16 protein-coding genes are annotated in these 19,525 nt (G+C 66.5%); 7 read left to right on the forward strand and 9 right to left on the reverse strand.

Going from position 1 to position 19,525, the window contains the following annotated elements; translation table 11 throughout:
• Nucleotides 1-71: 71 nt before the first annotated feature.
• A complete protein-coding gene (locus ACQR1X_RS16505) occupies nucleotides 72-1,298 on the forward strand; it encodes an MFS transporter (protein WP_315801103.1) in 1,227 nt (408 codons plus the stop codon).
• 241 nt (nucleotides 1,299-1,539) lie between these two features.
• On the opposite strand, the gene ACQR1X_RS16510 is transcribed toward ACQR1X_RS16505, so the two are convergent.
• From ACQR1X_RS16510 to ACQR1X_RS16530, 5 genes are all read right to left on the reverse strand, one after another.
• The gene (locus tag ACQR1X_RS16510) at nucleotides 1,540-2,295 is read right to left on the reverse strand and encodes an SDR family oxidoreductase (RefSeq protein ID WP_315801102.1); all 756 of its coding nucleotides are present in this window, start codon (nucleotides 2,293-2,295) and stop codon (nucleotides 1,540-1,542) included.
• 34 nt (nucleotides 2,296-2,329) lie between these two features.
• On the reverse strand, nucleotides 2,330-3,088 hold the full coding sequence (locus ACQR1X_RS16515; RefSeq protein WP_434899217.1) for a peptidase: 759 nt from the start codon (nucleotides 3,086-3,088) through the stop codon (nucleotides 2,330-2,332).
• 205 nt (nucleotides 3,089-3,293) lie between these two features.
• On the reverse strand, nucleotides 3,294-4,142 hold the full coding sequence (locus ACQR1X_RS16520) for a transglutaminase family protein (RefSeq protein ID WP_315801101.1): 849 nt from the start codon (nucleotides 4,140-4,142) through the stop codon (nucleotides 3,294-3,296).
• 163 nt (nucleotides 4,143-4,305) lie between these two features.
• Entirely contained in the window at nucleotides 4,306-5,250 is a 945-nt protein-coding gene (locus ACQR1X_RS16525; RefSeq protein ID WP_315801100.1) for an alpha-E domain-containing protein, read from the reverse strand.
• 236 nt (nucleotides 5,251-5,486) lie between these two features.
• A complete protein-coding gene (locus tag ACQR1X_RS16530) occupies nucleotides 5,487-6,905 on the reverse strand; it encodes a circularly permuted type 2 ATP-grasp protein (protein WP_315801099.1) in 1,419 nt (472 codons plus the stop codon).
• Nucleotides 6,906-7,133: 228 nt separating this feature from the next.
• Here ACQR1X_RS16530 and ACQR1X_RS16535 point away from each other — a divergent pair, with 228 nt between their 5' ends.
• From ACQR1X_RS16535 to ACQR1X_RS16545, 3 genes are all read left to right on the forward strand, one after another.
• Nucleotides 7,134-7,871 (forward strand): competence/damage-inducible protein A, encoded by a 738-nt coding sequence (locus ACQR1X_RS16535; RefSeq protein ID WP_434899218.1) that lies wholly within the window; start codon nucleotides 7,134-7,136, stop codon nucleotides 7,869-7,871.
• Between the two features lie 37 nt (nucleotides 7,872-7,908).
• Nucleotides 7,909-8,430 carry a xanthine phosphoribosyltransferase gene (gene gpt, locus ACQR1X_RS16540; RefSeq protein ID WP_172113853.1) on the forward strand — a complete coding sequence of 174 codons (522 nt, stop codon included), beginning with the start codon at nucleotides 7,909-7,911 and terminating at the stop codon, nucleotides 8,428-8,430.
• A gap of 110 nt (nucleotides 8,431-8,540) precedes the next feature.
• Nucleotides 8,541-9,158 carry a hypothetical protein gene (locus tag ACQR1X_RS16545; protein ID WP_316215975.1) on the forward strand — a complete coding sequence of 206 codons (618 nt, stop codon included), beginning with the start codon at nucleotides 8,541-8,543 and terminating at the stop codon, nucleotides 9,156-9,158.
• A 51-nt stretch (nucleotides 9,159-9,209) separates the two neighbouring features.
• Here ACQR1X_RS16545 and ACQR1X_RS16550 read toward each other — a convergent pair whose 3' ends face one another.
• Together ACQR1X_RS16550 and ACQR1X_RS16555 are read right to left on the reverse strand one after the other, a co-directional pair.
• On the reverse strand, nucleotides 9,210-12,446 hold the full coding sequence (locus ACQR1X_RS16550; RefSeq protein ID WP_434899219.1) for an autotransporter outer membrane beta-barrel domain-containing protein: 3,237 nt from the start codon (nucleotides 12,444-12,446) through the stop codon (nucleotides 9,210-9,212).
• Nucleotides 12,447-12,885: 439 nt separating this feature from the next.
• On the reverse strand, nucleotides 12,886-13,908 hold the full coding sequence (locus ACQR1X_RS16555; RefSeq protein ID WP_434899220.1) for a methionine synthase: 1,023 nt from the start codon (nucleotides 13,906-13,908) through the stop codon (nucleotides 12,886-12,888).
• 137 nt (nucleotides 13,909-14,045) lie between these two features.
• On the opposite strand from ACQR1X_RS16555, the gene ACQR1X_RS16560 reads away from it, so the two are divergent.
• From ACQR1X_RS16560 to ACQR1X_RS16570, 3 genes are all read left to right on the forward strand, one after another.
• Nucleotides 14,046-14,753, forward strand: a complete 708-nt coding sequence (locus ACQR1X_RS16560) for a glutathione binding-like protein (protein WP_434899221.1) — start codon at nucleotides 14,046-14,048, stop codon at nucleotides 14,751-14,753.
• A 131-nt stretch (nucleotides 14,754-14,884) separates the two neighbouring features.
• Nucleotides 14,885-15,493: a 2-hydroxychromene-2-carboxylate isomerase gene (locus tag ACQR1X_RS16565; protein WP_316238861.1), complete on the forward strand. Its 609-nt coding sequence runs from the start codon at nucleotides 14,885-14,887 to the stop codon at nucleotides 15,491-15,493.
• Nucleotides 15,493-16,470, forward strand: a complete 978-nt coding sequence (locus ACQR1X_RS16570) for an NADPH:quinone oxidoreductase family protein (RefSeq protein WP_316238862.1) — start codon at nucleotides 15,493-15,495, stop codon at nucleotides 16,468-16,470. The genes ACQR1X_RS16565 and ACQR1X_RS16570 overlap by 1 nt, the downstream gene beginning before the upstream one ends.
• A 315-nt stretch (nucleotides 16,471-16,785) precedes the next feature.
• Here ACQR1X_RS16570 and ACQR1X_RS16575 read toward each other — a convergent pair whose 3' ends face one another.
• On the reverse strand, nucleotides 16,786-17,676 hold the full coding sequence (locus tag ACQR1X_RS16575; protein WP_316237662.1) for a crotonase/enoyl-CoA hydratase family protein: 891 nt from the start codon (nucleotides 17,674-17,676) through the stop codon (nucleotides 16,786-16,788).
• Nucleotides 17,677-18,032: 356 nt separating this feature from the next.
• A complete protein-coding gene (locus ACQR1X_RS16580; RefSeq protein ID WP_315801092.1) occupies nucleotides 18,033-19,469 on the reverse strand; it encodes an amidase in 1,437 nt (478 codons plus the stop codon).
• Nucleotides 19,470-19,525: the final 56 nt, after the last annotated feature.

A 19,525-nucleotide genomic window follows, 5' to 3' on the forward strand; every position in this document is an offset into this window, starting at 1 on the left:
CGTGCAATGCCGCGCGGCCATGCGGGGCCCGCGATTGACAAGCCATGAGGGCTGCGTCACGCAGGCGCATCATGTCGTCCACCGTCCCGATCGGCGCGCGCGATCTCCTGAAGCAGAGCGCGTTCCTGTTCTTCCTGTCGTCCCGCAGCCTGTCGCGCTTCGCGAGCCAGATCGCGGCGGTGGCGATCGGCTGGCAGATCTACGATCTGACCGGGCGCGCCTTCGATCTCGGCATGGTCGGGCTGATCCAGTTCCTGCCAACGGCCCTGCTGGTGTTCGTCGCCGGCAGCGCCGCCGACCGATTCCAGCGCAAGCGCGTCGTGCAGCTCTGTCAGCTCGTCGAGGCGCTGACCGCGCTCTATCTGTGCTGGGGCGCCACTACCGGCCAGCTCGGCGAATTCCAGCTGTTCGCGGCAGTCTTCGTTCTCGGCATTGCGGGCGCGTTCGAGAGCCCCGCGACCGCGGCGCTGCTGCCGCTGATCGCGCCGGCCGGCACGTTACAGCGGGCGAGCGCGCTGTCGAGCGGTGCCGCGCAGCTCGCGACCATCGCGGGGCCTGCGATCGGCGGCTTCGCCTATGCCGTCGCGCCCGGTGTGCCCTACGGCATCATGATGCTGTTCTGGATCGGAGGCATGGCCCTGACCGGCCTGATGCAGGTGCCTGATGACGTGCCGGCCGAGCGGCTCGAGGGCAGCAAGGACGATCTGTTCGCCGGCGTCCGCTTCATCCGCGCCAATCCGGCGATCCTCGGCACCATCTCGCTCGATCTGTTCGCCGTGCTGCTCGGCGGCGTCACTGCGCTGCTGCCGATCTATGCGCGCGATATCCTCGACACCGGGCCGTTCGGGCTCGGCGTGCTGCGCGCCGCGCCCGCGGTCGGCGCGCTGGCGATGACGGCGGTGCTGGCGCGCTACACCATTCGGCGGCGCGTCGGCCTGCGCATGTTCCAGGCGGTCATCGTGTTCGGTGCGGCGACGGTCGTGTTCGCCGTTTCGCAGGTGATGTGGATTTCGGTCGCAGCGCTCGCCATTCTCGGCGCCGCCGACACGATCAGCGTCGTGATCCGTTTCTCCCTCGTCCAGCTCGCCACGCCCAACGAGATGCGCGGCCGCGTCGGCGCGGTGAACTTCCTGTTCATCAACGCCTCCAACCAGCTCGGCCAGTTCGAGAGCGGCGTCACCGCCGCGCTGTTCGGCGCCATGCCGGCCGCCATCCTTGGCGGCCTCGGCACGATCGCGATCGCGCTGGCGTGGATGAAGCTGTTTCCCGAGCTGAGGAAGGTCGAGCGGTTGGAGTAGCGGGCCAGCATCGGCTCGCGTCGGGGGAGAGAACGGGTTGTGACGACGGTTTCTCCGTCATTCCGGGGCATCGCGCAGCGATGAGCCCGGAATCCATAATCGCGACACGTCGTGTGGCGGAGAAGAGCGCCGCATCCATCTCGCACCAAATAACCGCTCGCGGCTATGGATTCCGGGCTCGCGCTTCGCGCGCCCCGGAATGACGTGAGGAGAGAGCGGGGGCCGTGATCGGAAACGGCGATCAGCCGCGTCCGACGAACGGCATCTTCGTCGCCATCACGGTGATGAACAGGACGTTGGCGTCGAGCGGCAGGCCGGCCATGTAGGCGACGGCGTCGCCGACGGCCTTCACGTCCATCCGCGGCTCCGGCATCATGCGGCCGTCGGGCTGCAGCACGCCGCCGACCATGCGCTCGGTCATCGGCGTCTCGGCATTGCCGATGTCGACCTGGCCGACCGCGATGTCATAGGCGCGGCCGTCGAGATTCGAGGCCTTGGTCAGGCCCGTGATCGCATGCTTGGTCGAGGTGTAGGGCGACGAGAACGGACGTGGCGCATGCGCCGAGATCGAGCCGTTGTTGATGATGCGGCCGCCGCGCGGCGACTGGCCCTTCATGATGCGGAACGCGTGCTGCGTGCACAGGAACGGCGCGGTGAGATTGGTGGCGACCACCTGCTGCCATTGCTGCAGCGTCAGGTCTTCGAGCGGCACCGGCGGCGCGCCCATGCCGGCATTGTTGAACAGCACGTCGAGCCGGCCGTAGGTCGACTTCACGGTATCGAACAGCGCCGCGATCGAGGCGGGGTCCGTCATGTCAGCCGGCACGGCGAGGCTCATGCCGGACGGACCGAGCTTGGCGGTTTCCTCCAGCATCTCCTTGCGGCGCCCTGCCAGCACCACGGTGAAGCCGGAGTTCATCAACGCCAGCGATGCGGCGCGGCCGACCCCTGTGCCTGCGCCCGTCACCAGCGCGATCTTCTTTGCCGCTTCAGCCATGTTTCCTCACCTTCAATTCAAGCGTTTTGCAGTTTCAGTGTTTTGACTCGCTCTGAGTCTTATAGGGCGGCCGCGGGATGTTGTTATGCGCCGCGCGCAGGGCCGCCGACCAGCGCGAGCGGAGGTCGTGGAAATAGGGCTCGCCGGCCTCGATGCGGTGGTTGAGGTCGGCCTCGCAGGCGTCGGCGCGGACCACCAGCACGTCGATCGGCAGGCCGACGCCGAGATTGGAGCGCATCGTCGAATCCATCGAGATCAGCCCGGTCTTGAGCGCCTCGTACAGCTCGACGTCGTAGTGCATCGCGCGATCGAGCACCGGCTTGCCGTATTTGTGCTCGCCGATCTGCAGATAGGGCGTGTCGGTGGTGCATTCGATGAAGTTGCCGGCGGTGTAGACCATGAACAGCCGCATCCGCGAGCCCTTGATCTGGCCGCCGAACAGGAACGAGACGTCGAAGGAGATGTCCTCGGCCTTCAGCGCCGGCCCTTCGGTGGCGTGCACCATGCGGATCGCCTTGCCGATCCGCTGCGCCGCCTGGAACATGGTCGGCGCGTTCATCAGCGTCTCCACCTCGCCGGTGTCGGGGTCTTCCATTCCTTCGGTCAAGGTCGACAGCACGGACTGGCTGATGGCGAGATTGCCGGCGCTGGCGACCGCCACGATGCGCTCGCCCGGATTGGAGAAGATGTGCAGCTTGCGGAAGGTCGAGACGTTGTCGAGACCGGCATTGGTTCGGGTGTCCGCGATCATGACGAGGCCGTCACGCACCAGAATTCCGCAGCAATAGGTCATCTCAGTCCCCTCGAGCCATTGCGCGAATTACTAGCGAAAATCGACGGTCCCTCCAACCCCGCAGTGCTGTAGCCCGGATGAGCGGCAGCCGGCGCCCGTAGGGCGCTGGTGGGAGCGATATCCGGGATCTCACGCGCTTTCTCGGAGAACCCGCATGTCGCTTCGCTCATGCGGGCTACGGGGCTACGGGCGCGCGTTCCGGAATTCAGGACTGGCGCTGCGACTGTGATTGGGACTGGCCGCCGCGGCCGACCTGCTCGACCTTCACCTTGACGGTGAGCGTCTCGGTGCCGCCGCCATAGCGGGTGCCGCGCACCGGCGCCGCGCCGAGATAATCGAGCCCGATCGCGACCCGGACATGGGCGTCGGTGGTGCAGATGCAGTTGGCGGCGTCGAAGCCGACCCAGCCCAGATCCGGCACATAGGCTTCCGCCCAGGCATGGCCGGCCTCCTGGTGCACCGCACCATCGGAGCGCAGGAAGTGGCCGGACACGAAACGCGCGGGGATGCCGGCGGCGCGCGCGCAGGCGATGAAGATGTGCGCATAGTCCTGGCAGACACCGCGCTTCAGCCCGAAGGCTTCCGCCGCCGAGGTGCCGCTGTGGGTCGGATCCTCGTCGAAGGTCATGTGCTCGTAGACCTGCGTCATCAGCGTGTGCAGAAGACCGAGCACGTCGCTCTCGGACTCCGCGCGCAGATCGCGCACGACTGCGGCCATGGCGGCATTGGCGGCCGTAAGCGGCGTCTGCCGGAGGAAGAAGCTGGGCGGGAAGCGCTCGTCCGCTCCCTTCAGCACGCCGCCGGTGTCGTGGGTCTCGACCAGACCCTCGGCCGTGATTGTGAGATCCTCGAGCGCGCCGTGCGTGATCACATGGGTGACGTTGCCGAATGCGTCCTCATGCATGTCGAGGCGGGAATCGGTCGACACGTCGATCTGCCACTCCGCCACATATTGGCCGTCATTGCTGCCGGGCGTCATGCGGATGATCTGGATGACGCCGGTCGCCGCCGGCTCGTAGCGGTAGGTGGTGGAATGGGAGATACGCAGGCGCATGGCGGTCGACCAGTCTTCGTCAGATGTGCTGTCCGCGGTAGCTCGTTTCACCTCTCCCTGAAAGGGGGGAGGAGGATCCCTCGGGCGGAGGGCAGGGCGCCGGGTGCCGGACGTGGTCTCGCAGACACAGTCCAGCGGGCCGCGATCGCTGTCTCCACTGCGCTCAGATCAGGTACTGCTTGGTGATGATCTCTCCGAGCCGCGAATTGTCGGCGATGAACTCCTGGATGAACTCGTGCACGCCATGCTGGAAGATGTCGTCCATGTTGGAGTGGTCGAGCCGGTTGCGGACGCCGCGGGCATGGCGCTGCGCCGCCCCCTGGCGGCCATAGGCGACGCCGATCTGGTCGAGATTGCGGACGAGGTTGCCGTAGCAGCTCGCCAGCGAGCGCGGCAGCGTGTCGTTGAGGATCAGGAGGTCCGCGATCAGCCAGGGCTTCAGCGTCTCGCGATAGACCCAGTGATAGGCCGTGAGCGCCGACACCGAGCGCAGGATCGAGGTCCACTGATAGTAGTCCAGCGGGCCGCCGACATGCTCCTCCTCGGGCAGCAGCACGTGATATTTGACGTCGAGGATGCGGGCGGTGTTGTCGGCGCGCTCGAGATGCAGGCCGAGCCGCGAGAACCAGTAGGCGTCGTTGCGCAGCATGGTCCGGTAGGCCGAGCCGTCGAAGCGCAGCGAGGTCTCCTGCACGAAGCGCAGGAAGCGCGCCAGCTCCTCGCGCGTCTTGGCGCCCTTGCTCCAGACTTCCTGCAGCTCGATCCAGGATCCGTTGAGGGTGTCCCACATCTCCGACGTCAACGCGGTTCGCACCGAGCGGGCGTTGAGACGGGCGGCCTCGATGCAGTTCTTGATCGAGGACGGGTTCGACTGGTTGAACGAGAGATATTCGACGACGTTCTGCTCGTTGGCCTCGGAGTAGTGCTCGTAGAAGCTGACATTGACGCCGGCGGTCATCAGCGCCGATTCCCATTCATTGGTCTTGCCGATATAGGCCGCGGGAAGCGCCGTGACGCGCAGGGTGGCGTCGATGGTGCGGGCAAGGTACTCGGCGCGCTCGACGTAGCGGGCCAGCCAGTACAGGTTTTCGGCGGTGCGCGACAGCATGGGCAATCTATGAGGTGCGGAGGAGACGGTGCGCTCCCTCTCCCCGTTCTTCACGGGGAGAGGGCTGGGGTGAGGGGCAGCCGCACGGGTGGTGCGAGTTGATGGACCTGTACCCCCTCACCCGGATTGCATCTTTCGATGCAATCCGACCTCTCAGCGCGAGCGAAGCTCGTCGCGCCCCCGCAGGCGGGGAGAGGTTGCAGCGAGCAAGCTCAGAACCCTGTGCAAACCAACTCTTACTCATCCAGCACCCATGTGTCCTTGGTGCCGCCGCCCTGGCTGGAATTCACCACCAGCGATCCCTCCTTCAGCGCCACGCGGGTGAGGCCGCCGGGCACGATGGTGGTGCGGTCGCGTCCCGTCAGCACGAACGGCCTGAGATCGACATGGCGTGGCGCCAGGCCGGACGCGACGCAGGTCGGGCAGGTCGACAGCGCGAGTGTCGGCTGGGCGATAAAACCCTCCGGCTCGCGCTTCAGCTTGTCGCGGAACGCCTCGATGGTCGCCTTGGTGGCGGCCGGGCCGATCAGCATGCCGTAGCCGCCGGAGCCGTGCACCTCCTTGACGACGAGCTCGCCGAGATGGTCGAGCACGTAGGACAGATCGGCCGGCTCGCGGCAGCGCCAGGTCTGCACGTTCTTCAGGATCGGCTCCTCGCCGAGATAGAACTTCACGACGTCGGGCATGTAGGAGTAGATCGCCTTGTCGTCGGCGATGCCGGTGCCGACCGCGTTGGCGAGCGTGACATTGCCGGCAACATAGGCCGACATCAGGCCGGGCACGCCGAGCGCCGAATCCGGTCGGAAGGTGAGGGGATCGAGGAAGTCGTCGTCGACGCGGCGGTAGATCACATCGACCCGCTTCAGCCCCTCGGTGGTGCGCATGAACACCTCGTCGTTCTTGACGATGAGGTCGCGGCCCTCGACCAGCTCGATCCCGAGCTTGTCGGCCAGGAACGAGTGCTCGTAATAGGCGGAATTGTAGATGCCGGGCGTCATCAGTGCGACGGTCGGCTCGGCCGAAGCGCTGAGCGGCGCCACCGAGCGCAAGCACGACAGCAATTCGTCCGGGTAGCGCTCGACCGGTGCGACGCGGTGGCGCGCGAACAGGTCCGGAAACAGCCGCATCATGATCTCGCGGTTTTCCAGCATGTAGGACACGCCCGACGGCGTGCGCGCATTGTCCTCGAGCACGATGAAGTCGTTGGCGTCGACGCGGACGATGTCGATGCCGGCGATGTGGACGTAGACGTCGTGCGGCACGTCCTGGCCGTTCATCTCCGGGCGGAAGACCGGGTTCTGGAAGATCAGGTCATCCGGCACCACGTTGGCGCGGAGAATGTCGCGGCCGTGATAGATGTCGCGCAGGAACATGTTCAGCGCCTTGACGCGCTGCTTCAGCCCCTTCTCCAGCAGGATCCATTCCTTGCCGGAGAGGATGCGCGGGATCACGTCGAACGGGATCAGCCGCTCCTGCGCCTCCGCCTCGCCATAGACCGCGAAGGTGATGCCGATTCGCCGGAACAGCAGCTCCGCCTCGTGGCGGCGATACTCCAGCGCCTCCGGCGGCGTTTCCTTCAGCCACCGCGACAGCTCCTGATAAGCCTGACGGACGTCGCCGCCCGGCTCGTTCATTTCGTCGAACGCAACTGCCATAGATGCCCGTGTGTCCCAGCCTCGCCATACACTGCATGACTCCTTGGGATGGTAGCAAGGGGCGGGCCAGCGCGATATGCATTCTCCTGCGGCATTTCGTGGGGGGCGCGAAAGCCGTGCCCGAAAAACCGGCTGCGTGGTGCTCAAATCCGCGGCATAGACTGCGACGTTCCGGATGACATTGGCGCCGTGGCGGGCCAAAAGAGACGGCAGATGCGAGGAGAAACCATGAGCGAGATCGTCACCGCGGGGTTGCTGGTCATCGGCGACGAGATCCTGTCCGGCCGGACCAAGGACAAGAACATCGGCTTCATCGCCGAATACCTCACCAATCTGGGCATCGACCTCAAGGAGGTTCGGGTGGTCTCCGACGACGAGCCCGACATCATCGCCGCGCTCGATGCGCTGCGGCATCGCTACACCTATGTGTTCACCACCGGGGGCATCGGACCGACCCATGACGACATCACCGCGGATGCGATCGCAAAGGCGTTCGGCGTCGGCATCGACCACCATCCCGAGGTCGTGGCGCGCTTCCGCGAGCGCTGGAGCGAGCAGGAGCTCAACGAGGCGCGGCTGCGCATGGCGCGCATCCCCGACGGCGCCGAGCTGATCCAGAGCGCCACCATCCTGGCGCCCGGCTTCAAGCTCGGCAACGTCATCGTCATGGCCGGCGTGCCGTCGATCATGCAGGCGATGATGGACATCGTCGCGCCGAAGCTGAAGTCCGGCGTGCGCATGCTGTCGGAGACCGTCCGCGCCAATGCCCGCGAGGGCGACATCGGCGGTCCCCTGCGCGAGATCGCCAAGGCGCACCCGGACACCATCATCGGCAGCTATCCCTTCATCGACGAGGACCAGAAGCCGAATACGCATCTCGTCGTGCGCTCGCGCGACCAGGACAAGCTGACGGCGGCGATGGCGGCGGTGAAGGAGATGCTCGCCGGGCTCAACGTGACGCGCTAAAGCAAGTGTAATTTTCAGAGAGCCACGGACGAGAGCAATGGCGGACAAGACCTTGAGCGCAGAGGAGCGGGCGGGCCGGGCCTTCCCGGTGTCCTGGGACCAGTTTCATCGCGATTGCCGCGCGCTGACCTGGCGGCTGAACGAGATCGGGCCGTTTCACGCCGTGGTGGCCATCACCCGCGGCGGACTGGTGCCGGCAGCGATCGTGGCCCGCGAGCTTGGCGTGCGCGTCATCGATACGATCTGCATCGCGAGCTATGACCACACCAAGCAGGGCGAGCTGCAGGTCCTGAAGGGCATCTCGGCTGACACGGCGCAACTCGGCGGCGGCACCGGCAAGGGGCTCCTGATCGTCGACGATCTCGTCGACACCGGCAAGACCGGACGCATGGTTCGCGAGATCCTCCCCGACGCCCATTTCGCCACCGTCTATGCCAAGCCGAAGGGCCGACCGCTGGTCGACACCTTTATCACCGAGGTGTCGCAGGACACCTGGATATTCTTCCCCTGGGACACCGCGCTGTCGTTCGCACCGCCGCTGCGTGACGGGGCGGCGTGAGCTCAACGTCGTCATTGCGAGCGACGCGAAGCAATCCAGAGCTGTGGACGGGACTCTGGATTGCTTCGTCGCTTCGCTCCTCGCAATGACGGCTGGTGGGGAGCGCCGCCATGCCGCTGCAGAACCGTGTCACCCCGACCGGCGACATCGTCGCCACGCCGCATCGCGGCCTGTTCACCGGCAATCGCGGCATCATCCATGATCCCGCGACGAAGACGCTGCTGAACAAGCGCTGGTCGAGTCCTGCCTGGCTGGTCTGCCTGTGCGACTTCCGCGGCAAGCGCCGCGAGGTGATGGCACGGCAGAGCTGGACCGAGCTGTTCTTCCTCGACGAGGCCACCGCGCTCGCCGCCGGCCATCGCCCCTGCTTCTACTGCCGCCGCGACGACGCCAAGAGGTTTCGTGCGGCGTGGGAGGAGGGCAACGGCGTCGGGGCTCTGCGCATCTCCGAGATTGATCGCGTGCTCCATCGCGAGCGCCTCGATCGCGGTCGCAAGCACCTGCATCCGCTGCCGACGCCGCTCGCCGCCTTGCCTGACGGGGCCATGGTGCAGGCAGGCGAGGAGAGCTTTCTGATCCGAAAAGGCAGGGCGCTGCCCTGGTCGGCGGCGGGCTATGACGCGCCACGCGCAGGGATCACCGATGCGTTGCTGCTGACCCCGCCCTCGACGCTGCGCGCGATCAAGGCGGGCTACGCGCCGGTGCTGCATCCGAGCGCGATGACCTGACCGTCGGGTGATCGGAGCGCCGTACGGATGCGCCGCGCGCAGCTCCGCGCGTCACCACGTGTAGCGCACGATGCCCTTGCCGCCGTAGCTGCGGGTCACATCCGAGAACTCGCCCTCGAAGCTCGCGGCGGCCGACCAGCCATTCCGCCACTTCATTTCAGCGGAGACCGTGGTCAGCGCTGAATTCTGCGCCTGCCGCGCGCCGTTGACGACGAAGGATGCGCCCGGAAGGGTCTGGAACGTGGCCCCGGCCGACCGGCTGGGGTTGAAGTCATAGGCCCAGGCGAAGCGGCTGCGCAGCGTGAAAACGCCATCGGCCAGCGCATAGGCCTTGTCGGTGCGCAGGCCCAGCTCCGACCGCGTATCGGTGACGTTCTGCGATCCAAAGCGCAGCGCGAACGTGTTGGCGCCGGAGACCGCATTCTCCGCGTAGCCCGGCAGGCTGAACGTCGTGAACTGCGCTGCGGCGTAAGGCGTGATCCCGAACCCCATCCAGGGCGACACGAAGCGATAGCCGCCTTCGACCCGGCCGGCAAAGGTGTTGGCGTCGAAATTGGCCCGGAGCTGGTCGACGCCGGCCACGGTCACGGTGCGGTTGGTGGTGATGTTCTGCCAGCCATATGCCAGTGCCCCCGAGATATAGCCTGCGCCGATATTGTGCCTGACGAAGGCGCCGGCCTGGAACAGGTCGGATCGGCCGCTGCCGCCATTGGCGACGCTGAACGTGGTGCCGCCGCCGGCCATCGAGAACCCGGCGATCGTAAACGGCGACAAGCGATAGTCGGCGCCGACGGCCGTGCCGTAGAGGTTGCTGGTCGTGTTGTTCGAGCCCAGCGCGGTGTTGCCATCGGTGGTCTGCGAGCCGCCGAAGCCGGCTGCCCACACGCTCCAGCCCGGCCTGGCCACGGGCGCGGCCGGCGCCTTGGTGTAGATCGCGGCCAGCGCGTCGTTCGGATTGCGCTTGGACGCAAAAGCGAGCGTCTCCTCCGCGTAGCCGATCGCGCCGCTGGGCGCAGAGCCCTGGTCGCCGCGGCCGCCGACGAACGGATCGGTCATGACGCCCATGAATTGCGTCATCGCATTGAACGTCGTCTGCTGCGAGCCGGTCGCGGTCTCGCCCGAGATCTGCGTCAGCCCCGCTGGCGTCAAGCCGGTGAAGACGACGGGAATGCTGCCGTTCGTGTTGAAGTAGTTGCTGAGCGCGTTGCTGACGTTCTGCTGGTTGACGCTCGCCGACGACGTGCCCATCGAGAGGTTGAGGAAGACATCGTTGCTGTCATAGCTCAACGTCGAGGTGAACCCGGCTGGGAGGTTGGTGTTGGTGATGCCGCTGAACGTGCCGCTGACGCCGCCGGTGGCGGTGAGAATGGTGTATTGCTTGGAGATGTAGCTGCCGTTTGCGAAGGTCGCGGTGACGGCGGCGCCCCCGAGCGTCGCAGTGCCGGTGACGGTGGCGAACGACGCCGTGGTCGGATTCACCTGCACCAGGTATTGCGCGCCCGACTGGAAGGCGAGGTTGCCGACGACAGCCATGGAGGACGCCGGCGTGCCGTTGCCTGGCGCGAACGAACCTGAGATCGTCGCGTTGGCGCCGGTGACGGTGCCATCTCCGCTCAGCGTGCCGAACGTCTTGTTGAAGCCGTTGAGATCCAGCGTGGCGCCGGACAGCACGCTGAAGACCGTGCTGGCACCGAACGCGCCGGCCGAACCCGCGCGCAGCGTACCGGCGTCGACATTGGTCGCGCCGGTGTAGGTGTTGGTGCCCGAGAGCAGCAGGATGCCGCCGCCCGCCTTCACCAGGGTGCCGGCGGAGGCGCCGTCGCCGACGATGCCTTGCAACGTGGTCGTGGTCGCGCTGGCTATGTCGATCGTCGACAGCCCGGCAATCTTGAAGTCGCGGCCGTTGGCGAACGTCGTCGTGCCGGTGACCGCCAATGTGCCGCCGTTGGAAATGATCACGTCGTTGGCGACGTTGCCGAGATTGGCGGTGGCGCCGACCGAGAGCGTGCCGGCGCTGATGTTGACGTTGCCGGTGAACGTATTGGTCGCCGACAGCACCAACGTGCCGATGCCGGTCTTGTTGATCGCCGTGTTGACGCCGCCGGTCGTCAGTCCGGTACCGCCGATGGAGTCGCCGTAGGTCACGGTGCCACCGGACACGCTGATATTGGCCGTCACGCCGCTCAGGAAGATGCCGGCGCCCTGCGCTGCGCCGGCCGCTGCCGAAAACCCGTTGATGGCGCTTGGCCCGATGCCGATGCCGGGGGTACCGGCGGCGCCACCGGTGACGGTGTTGCCCGAAATCGGCGAGTCGAGAATCGTCAGCGTGCCGCCGGTGGCGACATAGATGGCGCCGCCATTGGCGGCGCCGCCATTGCCGCCGGCGCCGCCGTCGGAGCCGGGCCCGGGGCCGCCCGAGCCGCTGGCATTGGTCGCACCGTCGCCGCCGGTGCCGCCGTTGCCGCCATTGGCGTTGCCGCTGCCGCCGGGATTGTTGTTGGTGTAGGTGTTGCTGTTGGTGGTGCCGGAGCCGCCGCCGCCACCACCGCCGTCACCGAGCGCGGCGCCCGCGGTGCCGGCCGTGCCTTGCGTGCCGGTATGTCCGCCCGTGCCGCCCGCGCCGCCGCCGCCGCTGGCGCCGCCGTTGTTCGCGGCGCCGCCCGCGCCGCCATTGCCGCCATTCACCGGGTCGGCCGCCGCATTCTGTGCGCTGCCGCCGTTGCCGCCACTGCCGCCGGTGGCGCTGTTGCTGGTGAAGGTCACCGCGGCGATCGTGACGTTGGCGCCGCTGCCGACCAGCAGGCCGCCGCCGGCACCGAGACCGCCGCCGCCGCCGCCGCCGGAGCCATAGGCCAGGCCGCCGCTATAATAGCCGTTCTGGCCGTTCTGGCCGTTGCCGCCGATCGCGGCCGTGTTGGTGATCGCCAGGCTGGAGATGTTCACGGTCGGCGCGTTGGCACCGTTGACGACGATGCCCTGAAACGAGGAGGCGCCGTTGATCGTCTGGCCGTTGCCGGTGATGTTCACCGTGACGTTGCTGTTGGCGGCCTGCAGTTGCGCAAGCGAGCTCGACAGCGTGAAGCCGCTGGTGATGTTGATGGTGACGGTCGAGTTGGCGCCGGCGGCCGCGACCGCTGCCACGGCCGTATTCCAGTCGGTCTGGTTGGCGACGTCGATCGCCAGGGCCTGGGTGCTCAGGAAAGTGCTTGTGCACAGGATCGATAGGGCCAGCCATCGCCGAGACTTTGATTTCGGCGCAGCAGTAATCGTTCTCGCAATGCAAGTCATCCCCATCCCCAGCAATGAAGGCAAACGTCAGATTTGAAACTGATGCAGGCGGCGGAAGCTTACCGCGTTAACAGGTAGTAACGAGATGAAATGCTCGTACATACATTGTCAAGAACGCGAAAGACACAGTGCTCTGCCAACGATGTTGCTGGGTGTTTTGATACCACGATTGCCGAAGTTGATCACGACGAGATGTCGTCCCGTCGGCCGTGAGTAGCTCCAAACTAACAGTAAGGTGCACATGAGCGCTGCGCACAGCGGGCCCAACGCTGCTGCTGATTCATCCGGAGTCTTACTGGCCGGTGCGCTCGCGCCAGCGCTCGTCAGCGTGCGAGAGGAGCCGTCCGGGAGCAGGCGGTGCCCTGTGATGCTCCGCGGGCACCGCGGGAGTGGTGATGGGCGCCATCATCGGTCGGCGTGCGCCGTCAATCGTGGCCGCTCAAGCGAACCGCTGCCGAGCCAGCTTTGCGCCGGTGCCGAGCGCCATCAGCTTGGCCTCGGCGATCTCGCGCCGCATCGGCGCCATGCCGCAGTTCGTCGTGGCGATGATGTTCTCCTTCGGCACCACCTTCATGACGTCCTCGAGGGTCTTGCAGACGTCCTCGGCGGTCTCGATCGCGTCGCTGGCGACGTCGATGACGCCGGCCTGCACGATCTTGTTCTTGAGCAGGCCGAGCAGCTCGATCGGCACCTTCGAATTGCGGCACTCGACCGCGACCTGCTGGATGCTGCTGGCGTCGATGACCGGGAAGGTCTCCTCATACTGCCGCCACTCGCCGCCCAGCGTCTCCTTCCAGTCGGTGTTGGCCTTGATGCCGTAGCCGTAGCAGATGTGCACGGCGGTCGGGCAGGTCAGGCCTTCGGCGGCGCGCTCCAGCGCCTTGATGCCCCAGTCGCGCACCTCGTCCATGTAGACGTTGAAGGCGGGCTCGTCGAACTGGATCATGTCGATGCCGTCGTCGTGCAGCGCCTTGGCCTCCTGGTTCAGCAACTCGGCGAAGGCGAACGCCATCTTGACGCGGTCGCCATAGTAGTTGTCGGCGATGGTGTCGATGATCGTCATCGGTCCGGGCAAGGTGAACTTCACGGCGCGCGTCGTATGCGTGCGCGCGATCCGCGCCTCGTCGCCATGGACGCGGCCCTTCAGCGACAAGGGTGCTACGACCTGCGGTACCATCGCCTTGTAGCGGTCCTTGCGGATGCCCATCTCGACCTTGTGCGCGAAGTCGATGCCTTCGACACGTTCCAGGAATCCGTGCACGAAATGCTGCCGCGACTGTTCACCCTCGGTGAGGATGTCGATGCCGGAATCCTCCTGCAGCTTCAGTGCCAGGATGGTGGCATCACGCTTGGCGCGCGCCAGCTCGTCGCCCTTGGACTTCCACGGCGCCCACAGCACGTTCGGCTCGGCCAGCCATTCCGGCTTGGGCAGCGATCCTGCGATGGTCGATGGAAACAGCATGGTCGAACTCTCCGGCTGAGGGGCGGTCAGGCTTGAGCGCCTGTCTGCCATGGCTTACCCTTCACGTACAGAAGAACGAAGCCGCCGCGCATGTTCCGCAGCGCGGCATATTGGTCCGGGGAAGGAATCGGGGAAGGATGATCGATCTCCATTACGCGCCGACGCCGAACGGCTGGAAGATCTCGATCATGCTCGAGGAACTCGGGCTGCCCTATACCGTCATTCCCGTCGACATCCGCGCCGGCGAGCAGTTCAAGCCGGACTTCCTGGCGATCAGCCCGAACAACCGGATTCCGGCGATCGTCGATCACGCGCCGGCCGATGGCGGCGCGCCGTTCCCGGTGTTCGAGACCGGCGCGATCCTGATCTATCTTGCCGACAAGACCGGCCGTTTCCTGCCGCAGGAGATGCGGGCGCGCTCGCGTGTCATCCAATGGGTGATGTGGCAGATGGCCGGACTGGGGCCGATGATGGGGCAGCACGGCCATTTCGCGCTGTATGCGGCCGAGAAGATCCCTTATGCGATCCAGCGCTATCGTGATGAGGTCGCACGGCTGTTCCACGTGCTCGACGTGCAGCTCGGCAAGACCGGCGCCTATGTCGCCGGCGACGACTATTCGATCGCCGACATCGCCTGCTTTCCGTGGATGATGACGCACAAGGCCCAGGGGTTTACGCTCGACGACTATCCCGGCATCAAGCGCTGGTACGCGGTGTTGCGCGCGCGGCCGAAGCTGCAGGCGGGGCTGGCGATCGGCAAGTTCGTCAAGGAGCCGTTCGACGAGCAGTCGCGTCATGTGATGTTCGGCGCGCGGGCGAAAGAGATGATCGAACGAGGTTCATAAGAAACCCTCATGGTGAGGAGCGCCGCAGGCGCGTCTCGAACCATGAGGCCACGACGCGGGCCTCATCCTTCGAGATGCGCGCAGTGCGCGCTCCTCAGGATGAGGAAAAACAGCCAGAACGGAAATCATCCATGATCGAATTCTTCTTCGACTGCTCCAGCCCCTGGACCTATCTCGCCTTCCACAACATCCAGCCGCTCGCGCAGGAATTCGACGTCGACATCGTCTGGCGGCCGATCCTGGTCGGCGGCATCTTCAACACCGTCAATCCCAGCGTCTATGCGCAGCGCGAGAAGCCGGTGCCGGCCAAGGCGGCCTACATGCTGAAGGACCTCGGCGATTGGTCCCGCTCGGCCGGGCTCAAGATCAAGATGCCGCCATCGGTGTTCCCTGTGAACAGCGTCAAGGCGATGCGCGGCTGCATCTGGCTCGGCCAGGACATGGTGCCGTTCGCGCGGGCCGTGTTCGAGATCTATTGGGGCGAGGACCAGGACATCTCGCAGGATGCGGTGCTGACCGAGGTGTGCCGGCGCGTCGGTATCGATCCGAAGGCGTTCTTCGATGGGATCGCGCAGCAGGGCATCAAGGACCAGCTGCGCATCAACACCGAGGAGGTCGTCAAGCGCGGCGGCTTCGGCTCGCCGACCATCTTCGTCAATGCCACCGACATGTATTTCGGCAACGACCGGATGCCGCTGATCCGCGAGGCGCTGGCGAGGGCGAAGGGGCGCGCCAGCTGATGGCGCGGGCGATCGTCTGCCGCGAGCTCGGGCCGCCGGAGAAGCTGAAGCTCGAAGACCTTCCGCCACGCCCGCTGGCCGAGGGCGAGGTGCGGGTTAAGATCCGCGCGGCCGGCATCAATTTCCCGGACATCCTGATGGCGGCGGGCGAGTATCAGCTCAAGCCGGAGCTGCCGTTCACGCCCGGCGTGGAGGCGGCCGGCGACGTCATCGCGGTCGGCGCGGCCGCGACCGGCCATGCCGTCGGCGACAAGGTCATCGTCCGGATGCGCTTCGGCGCTTACGCCGAGGAGGCGGTGGTGGCCGGGAGCCAGCTCACGCCGCTGCCGTCGACCTTCGACTATGCTGAAGGCGCGACCTATCTGGCCGGCCACGGCACCGCTCATCACGCGCTGGTCGATCGCGGCCAGCTCAGGCCCGGCGAGACGCTGCTGGTGCATGGCGCCGGCGGTGGCGTCGGCCTTGCCGCCGTCGAGATCGGCAAGCTCCTGGGCGCGACCGTGATCGCGGCGGCGTCGTCGGAGGAGAAACTCGCGGTGGCACGCGCGCGTGGCGCCGATCATCTGGTGCTCTATGCGCGCGAGCCGTTCCGTGATGCCGTCAAGCGCATCACCGATGGCCGCGGCGTCGACGTCGTGTTCGATCCCGTCGGCGGCGAGGTGTTCGAGAACAGCGTGCGCTGCATCGCCTGGGGCGCGCGGCTGCTGGTGATCGGCTTCACCGGCGGCATTGGGCTCGCACGCACCAATCTGATCCTGATGAAGGGCGCCAGCGTGCTCGGCGTCCGTGCCGGCGAGGCGGTGCGGAAGGATCCCGAGCTGGGCCAGCGCCGCATGGCGGCGCTGCTGGAGTTCGCTGAGCAGGGCAAGCTGCGGCCGAACGTCTCCCATCGCGTGCCGTTCGCGGACTACGCCGCGGCGATGCGGCTGTTGATCGATCGCAAGGCGATCGGTCGGGTCGCGCTGGTGATGGACTGAGGCACACAGCGGCGCCAAACCACCGGTGTCGTCCCGGCCTTGAGCCGGGACCCATACCGCGTGATCTCTCTTGTGGCACCCTGAACGTCGTTCTTCGCCAAACAGCGCCCTGTGGTTATGGGTCCCGGATCGGCGCGCGCCGTGCCGCGCGCTTGTCCGGGACGACACCGAGGGTGGGGTTGGCACCGCTCGCCGTCATTGCGAGCGAAGCGAAGCAATCCAGGGCTAAGACGGGACTCTGGATTGTTTCGTCGTGGAGCCTGTCATCGGGCCGCGCTTTGCGCGGACCCGTTTGCTCCTCGCAATGACGGACGACTACTTGTACTCCCGCTCGTCCCACCACGGAAAATAGTTCGGCATATCGGCCGTCACCGTGTTCTTGAACTGCGCCGGGCGCTTCTCCAGGAACGACACCACGCCTTCCTTGACGTCGTCGGAGCGGCCGCGCGCGTAGATGCCGCGGCTGTCGACCTTGTGCGCCTCCATCGGATCGTCGGCGCCCATCATGCGCCACATCATCTGGCGGATCAGCGCGATCGACACCGGCGCGGTCTTCTCCGCGATCTCGCGCGCAAGCGCTCGGGCGGTCGGCAGCAGATCATCCGGCGGCACGACCTTGCTGACGAGGCGGCCGGCGAGCGCCTCCTGCGCCGGAAACACGCGGCCGGTGTAGCACCATTCCAGCGCCTGCGAGATGCCGACGATGCGCGGCAGGAACCAGCTCGACGCCGCCTCCGGCACGATGCCGCGCTGGGAGAACACGAAGCCGAACCGTGCAGCGTCCGAGGCGATGCGGATGTCCATCGCCAGCTGCATGGTGACGCCGATGCCGACGGCGGGACCGTTCACCGCGGCAATCACCGGCTTCAGCGACTTGAAGATCCGCAACGTCACCTGGCCGCCGCCGTCGCGCACCTGCGGATCGGAATAGTCGACGCGACCGTCGGCATGGCGCTTCACCGGACCGCGCTTGGCATCGCGGTCGAAGGTGTCGGCACCAGACGAAAGGTCTGCACCGGCGCAGAACGCGCGGCCCGACCCGGTGACGATGATCGCCCGGACGCCGTCGTCCTTGTCGGCGCGATCGAAGGCGTCGATCAGCTCCTCCATCATGGTGCCGGTGAAGGCGTTGAGCTTCTCCGGCCGGTTGAGCGTGATGGTGAGGATCTTGTCGACGACGTCATAGAGAATGGTCTGGTAGGCCATGGGGTTTCCTGGTCCGCTGTTGTTATTAGTTAGGCGAGCCAAAAATCCCGCCGTCATTCCGGGGCACGCCCGAAGGGCGTGAGCCCGGAATCCATAACCACGATCGTGAGTATGGATTCCGAGTGCGTGCTTCGCACGCCCCGGAATGACGACGCAAACTAAGACCCGCGACGTGACCACAATAGTTCAGCGTTGCGCGGCGGCAAAGACCCGATAAATCATTCCGCAGCATGGAAAGGCGTAAGGCAACTCGCCCATTCCTGCACCCAAGACTCGCTGATAACGCAGCGTCATCTTGTTTCAATGGGCGACGTCGCAGTGATAATCCGCGCTCACGCGTGGGGATAGCTCGTCGTCTAATGGGCGGATGGTTGTGAAGCCGGAGCCTTTGGCCATGGCCGCTGCTCGCCGCGTAATCCCTCGAACGTCTTGGCCATCCCGAGCACGCCGACATCGTCGAAGCGGCGGCCGACGATCTGCAGGCCGATCGGGAAGCCGTCGGAGTCGTAGCCGGCATTGACGGAGATCGCCGGGTTCTCCGACATGTTCCACGGTACGGTGTAGGTGATGTGCTCGAACGGCGCCTGCGGGTCGTTGACCGGCGAGGCGAACTCGGCGGGGAATTTCACGCCGGGCGAGACCGGCGAGATGATGTAGTCGTAGTCGCAGAACAGTCTTGCTGCGGCGGCGCGTAGCGCCATCGTGACGTTGAAGCCTCTGACGACTTCGACGCCGGAGAGCGCGGCGCCGCGCTCGGCCCATTGCAGGATGTAGGGCAGGGTCTTGGCGCGCACCTCGGGCGCCAGCCGCGCCAGATCGTCCCACAGCCGCGCACGCCAGAAATTGTCGAGACCGTCGAGCATCTCGCGCGTCAGGAAGCCCTTGACCTCGCTGATTACGGCGCCGGCGTCCTCGAACGCTCTGGCGGCCGCCAGCGTCGTCGCGCGCACCGGCTCCTCGAGCGGCTGGCCGACGCCGCCGAGATCGAGCATCAGGCCGATGCGCAGCTTGCGCACCGGCTTCTCCGCGATCTTCCAGTGCAGGTCCGAGGGCGGCAGGCTGGTGCCGTCGCGCCTGTCCGGCTTGGACAGCACGCTCATCATCAGCGCGGCATCGTCGACGATGCGTGTCATCGGGCCGGCAACGCGGCCGACATAGGGCGGATCGATCGGCACGCGGCCGAAGCTCGGCTTGAGGCCGACGAGGCCGCACCACGACGCCGGCAGCCGAATCGAACCGCCGATGTCGGTGCCGACATGCAGCGGACCGTAGCCCGCGGCGGCGGCGGCACCCGCACCGGCGCTCGAACCGCCGGGGTTCATGCGGAGATCCCATGGATTGCGCGTCAGCGGATGGAAGCTCGACAGTCCCGACGACAGCATGCCGTAGTCGGGCATCGTGGTCTTGGCGAAGATGATCGCGCCGGCCTCGCGCAGCCGCGCCACCGGCGGCGCGTCGGCGGCGAGCGGCGTGCGCGTGACGCTGGCTGCGCCGAGCGGCATCGGCTGGCCCTTGGTGGCGAGATTGTCCTTCACCGTCGCCGGTACGCCGTCGAGCACGCCGGCCGGCTCGTCATTGGCCCAGCGCTCGGTCGAGGCTTTCGCCGCCGCTCGCGCGGCGTCGGTGTCGAGCAGGTACAGCGCCTTGATATCAGGCTCCCACGCCGCCACGTGCGCCAGCACCTCGTCCATCACCTCGGACGGCGAGAACTGGCGCGCGCGATAGCCGGCGATCAGGTCGACGGCAGAGAGATCGTGAAGCGAGGTGATGTCGTCCGAGACGGGCTTGTGCATGCTGGTGCTCCCACGCCGAAGTTCATCTCGATCTGCCGCCCGCTCATTGACGTATG

Origin of the sequence: Bradyrhizobium sp. HKCCYLRH3073, assembly GCF_051167995.1 — a bacterium.
Lineage (GTDB): Bacteria > Pseudomonadota > Alphaproteobacteria > Rhizobiales > Xanthobacteraceae > Bradyrhizobium.

Coding starts and splice junctions, on each gene's coding strand:
- ACQR1X_RS16505 (WP_315801103.1), top strand. CDS start 72: ATGTCGTCCACCGTCCCGATCGGCGCGCGCGATCTCCTGAAGCAGAGC.
- ACQR1X_RS16510 (WP_315801102.1), bottom strand. CDS start 2,295: ATGGCTGAAGCGGCAAAGAAGATCGCGCTGGTGACGGGCGCAGGCACA.
- ACQR1X_RS16515 (WP_434899217.1), bottom strand. CDS start 3,088: ATGACCTATTGCTGCGGAATTCTGGTGCGTGACGGCCTCGTCATGATC.
- ACQR1X_RS16520 (WP_315801101.1), bottom strand. CDS start 4,142: ATGCGCCTGCGTATCTCCCATTCCACCACCTACCGCTACGAGCCGGCG.
- ACQR1X_RS16525 (WP_315801100.1), bottom strand. CDS start 5,250: ATGCTGTCGCGCACCGCCGAAAACCTGTACTGGCTGGCCCGCTACGTC.
- ACQR1X_RS16530 (WP_315801099.1), bottom strand. CDS start 6,905: ATGGCAGTTGCGTTCGACGAAATGAACGAGCCGGGCGGCGACGTCCGT.
- ACQR1X_RS16535 (WP_434899218.1), top strand. CDS start 7,134: ATGAGCGAGATCGTCACCGCGGGGTTGCTGGTCATCGGCGACGAGATC.
- gpt (WP_172113853.1), top strand. CDS start 7,909: ATGGCGGACAAGACCTTGAGCGCAGAGGAGCGGGCGGGCCGGGCCTTC.
- ACQR1X_RS16545 (WP_316215975.1), top strand. CDS start 8,541: ATGCCGCTGCAGAACCGTGTCACCCCGACCGGCGACATCGTCGCCACG.
- ACQR1X_RS16550 (WP_434899219.1), bottom strand. CDS start 12,446: ATGACTTGCATTGCGAGAACGATTACTGCTGCGCCGAAATCAAAGTCT.
- ACQR1X_RS16555 (WP_434899220.1), bottom strand. CDS start 13,908: ATGCTGTTTCCATCGACCATCGCAGGATCGCTGCCCAAGCCGGAATGG.
- ACQR1X_RS16560 (WP_434899221.1), top strand. CDS start 14,046: ATGATCGATCTCCATTACGCGCCGACGCCGAACGGCTGGAAGATCTCG.
- ACQR1X_RS16565 (WP_316238861.1), top strand. CDS start 14,885: ATGATCGAATTCTTCTTCGACTGCTCCAGCCCCTGGACCTATCTCGCC.
- ACQR1X_RS16570 (WP_316238862.1), top strand. CDS start 15,493: ATGGCGCGGGCGATCGTCTGCCGCGAGCTCGGGCCGCCGGAGAAGCTG.
- ACQR1X_RS16575 (WP_316237662.1), bottom strand. CDS start 17,676: ATGGCCTACCAGACCATTCTCTATGACGTCGTCGACAAGATCCTCACC.
- ACQR1X_RS16580 (WP_315801092.1), bottom strand. CDS start 19,469: ATGCACAAGCCCGTCTCGGACGACATCACCTCGCTTCACGATCTCTCT.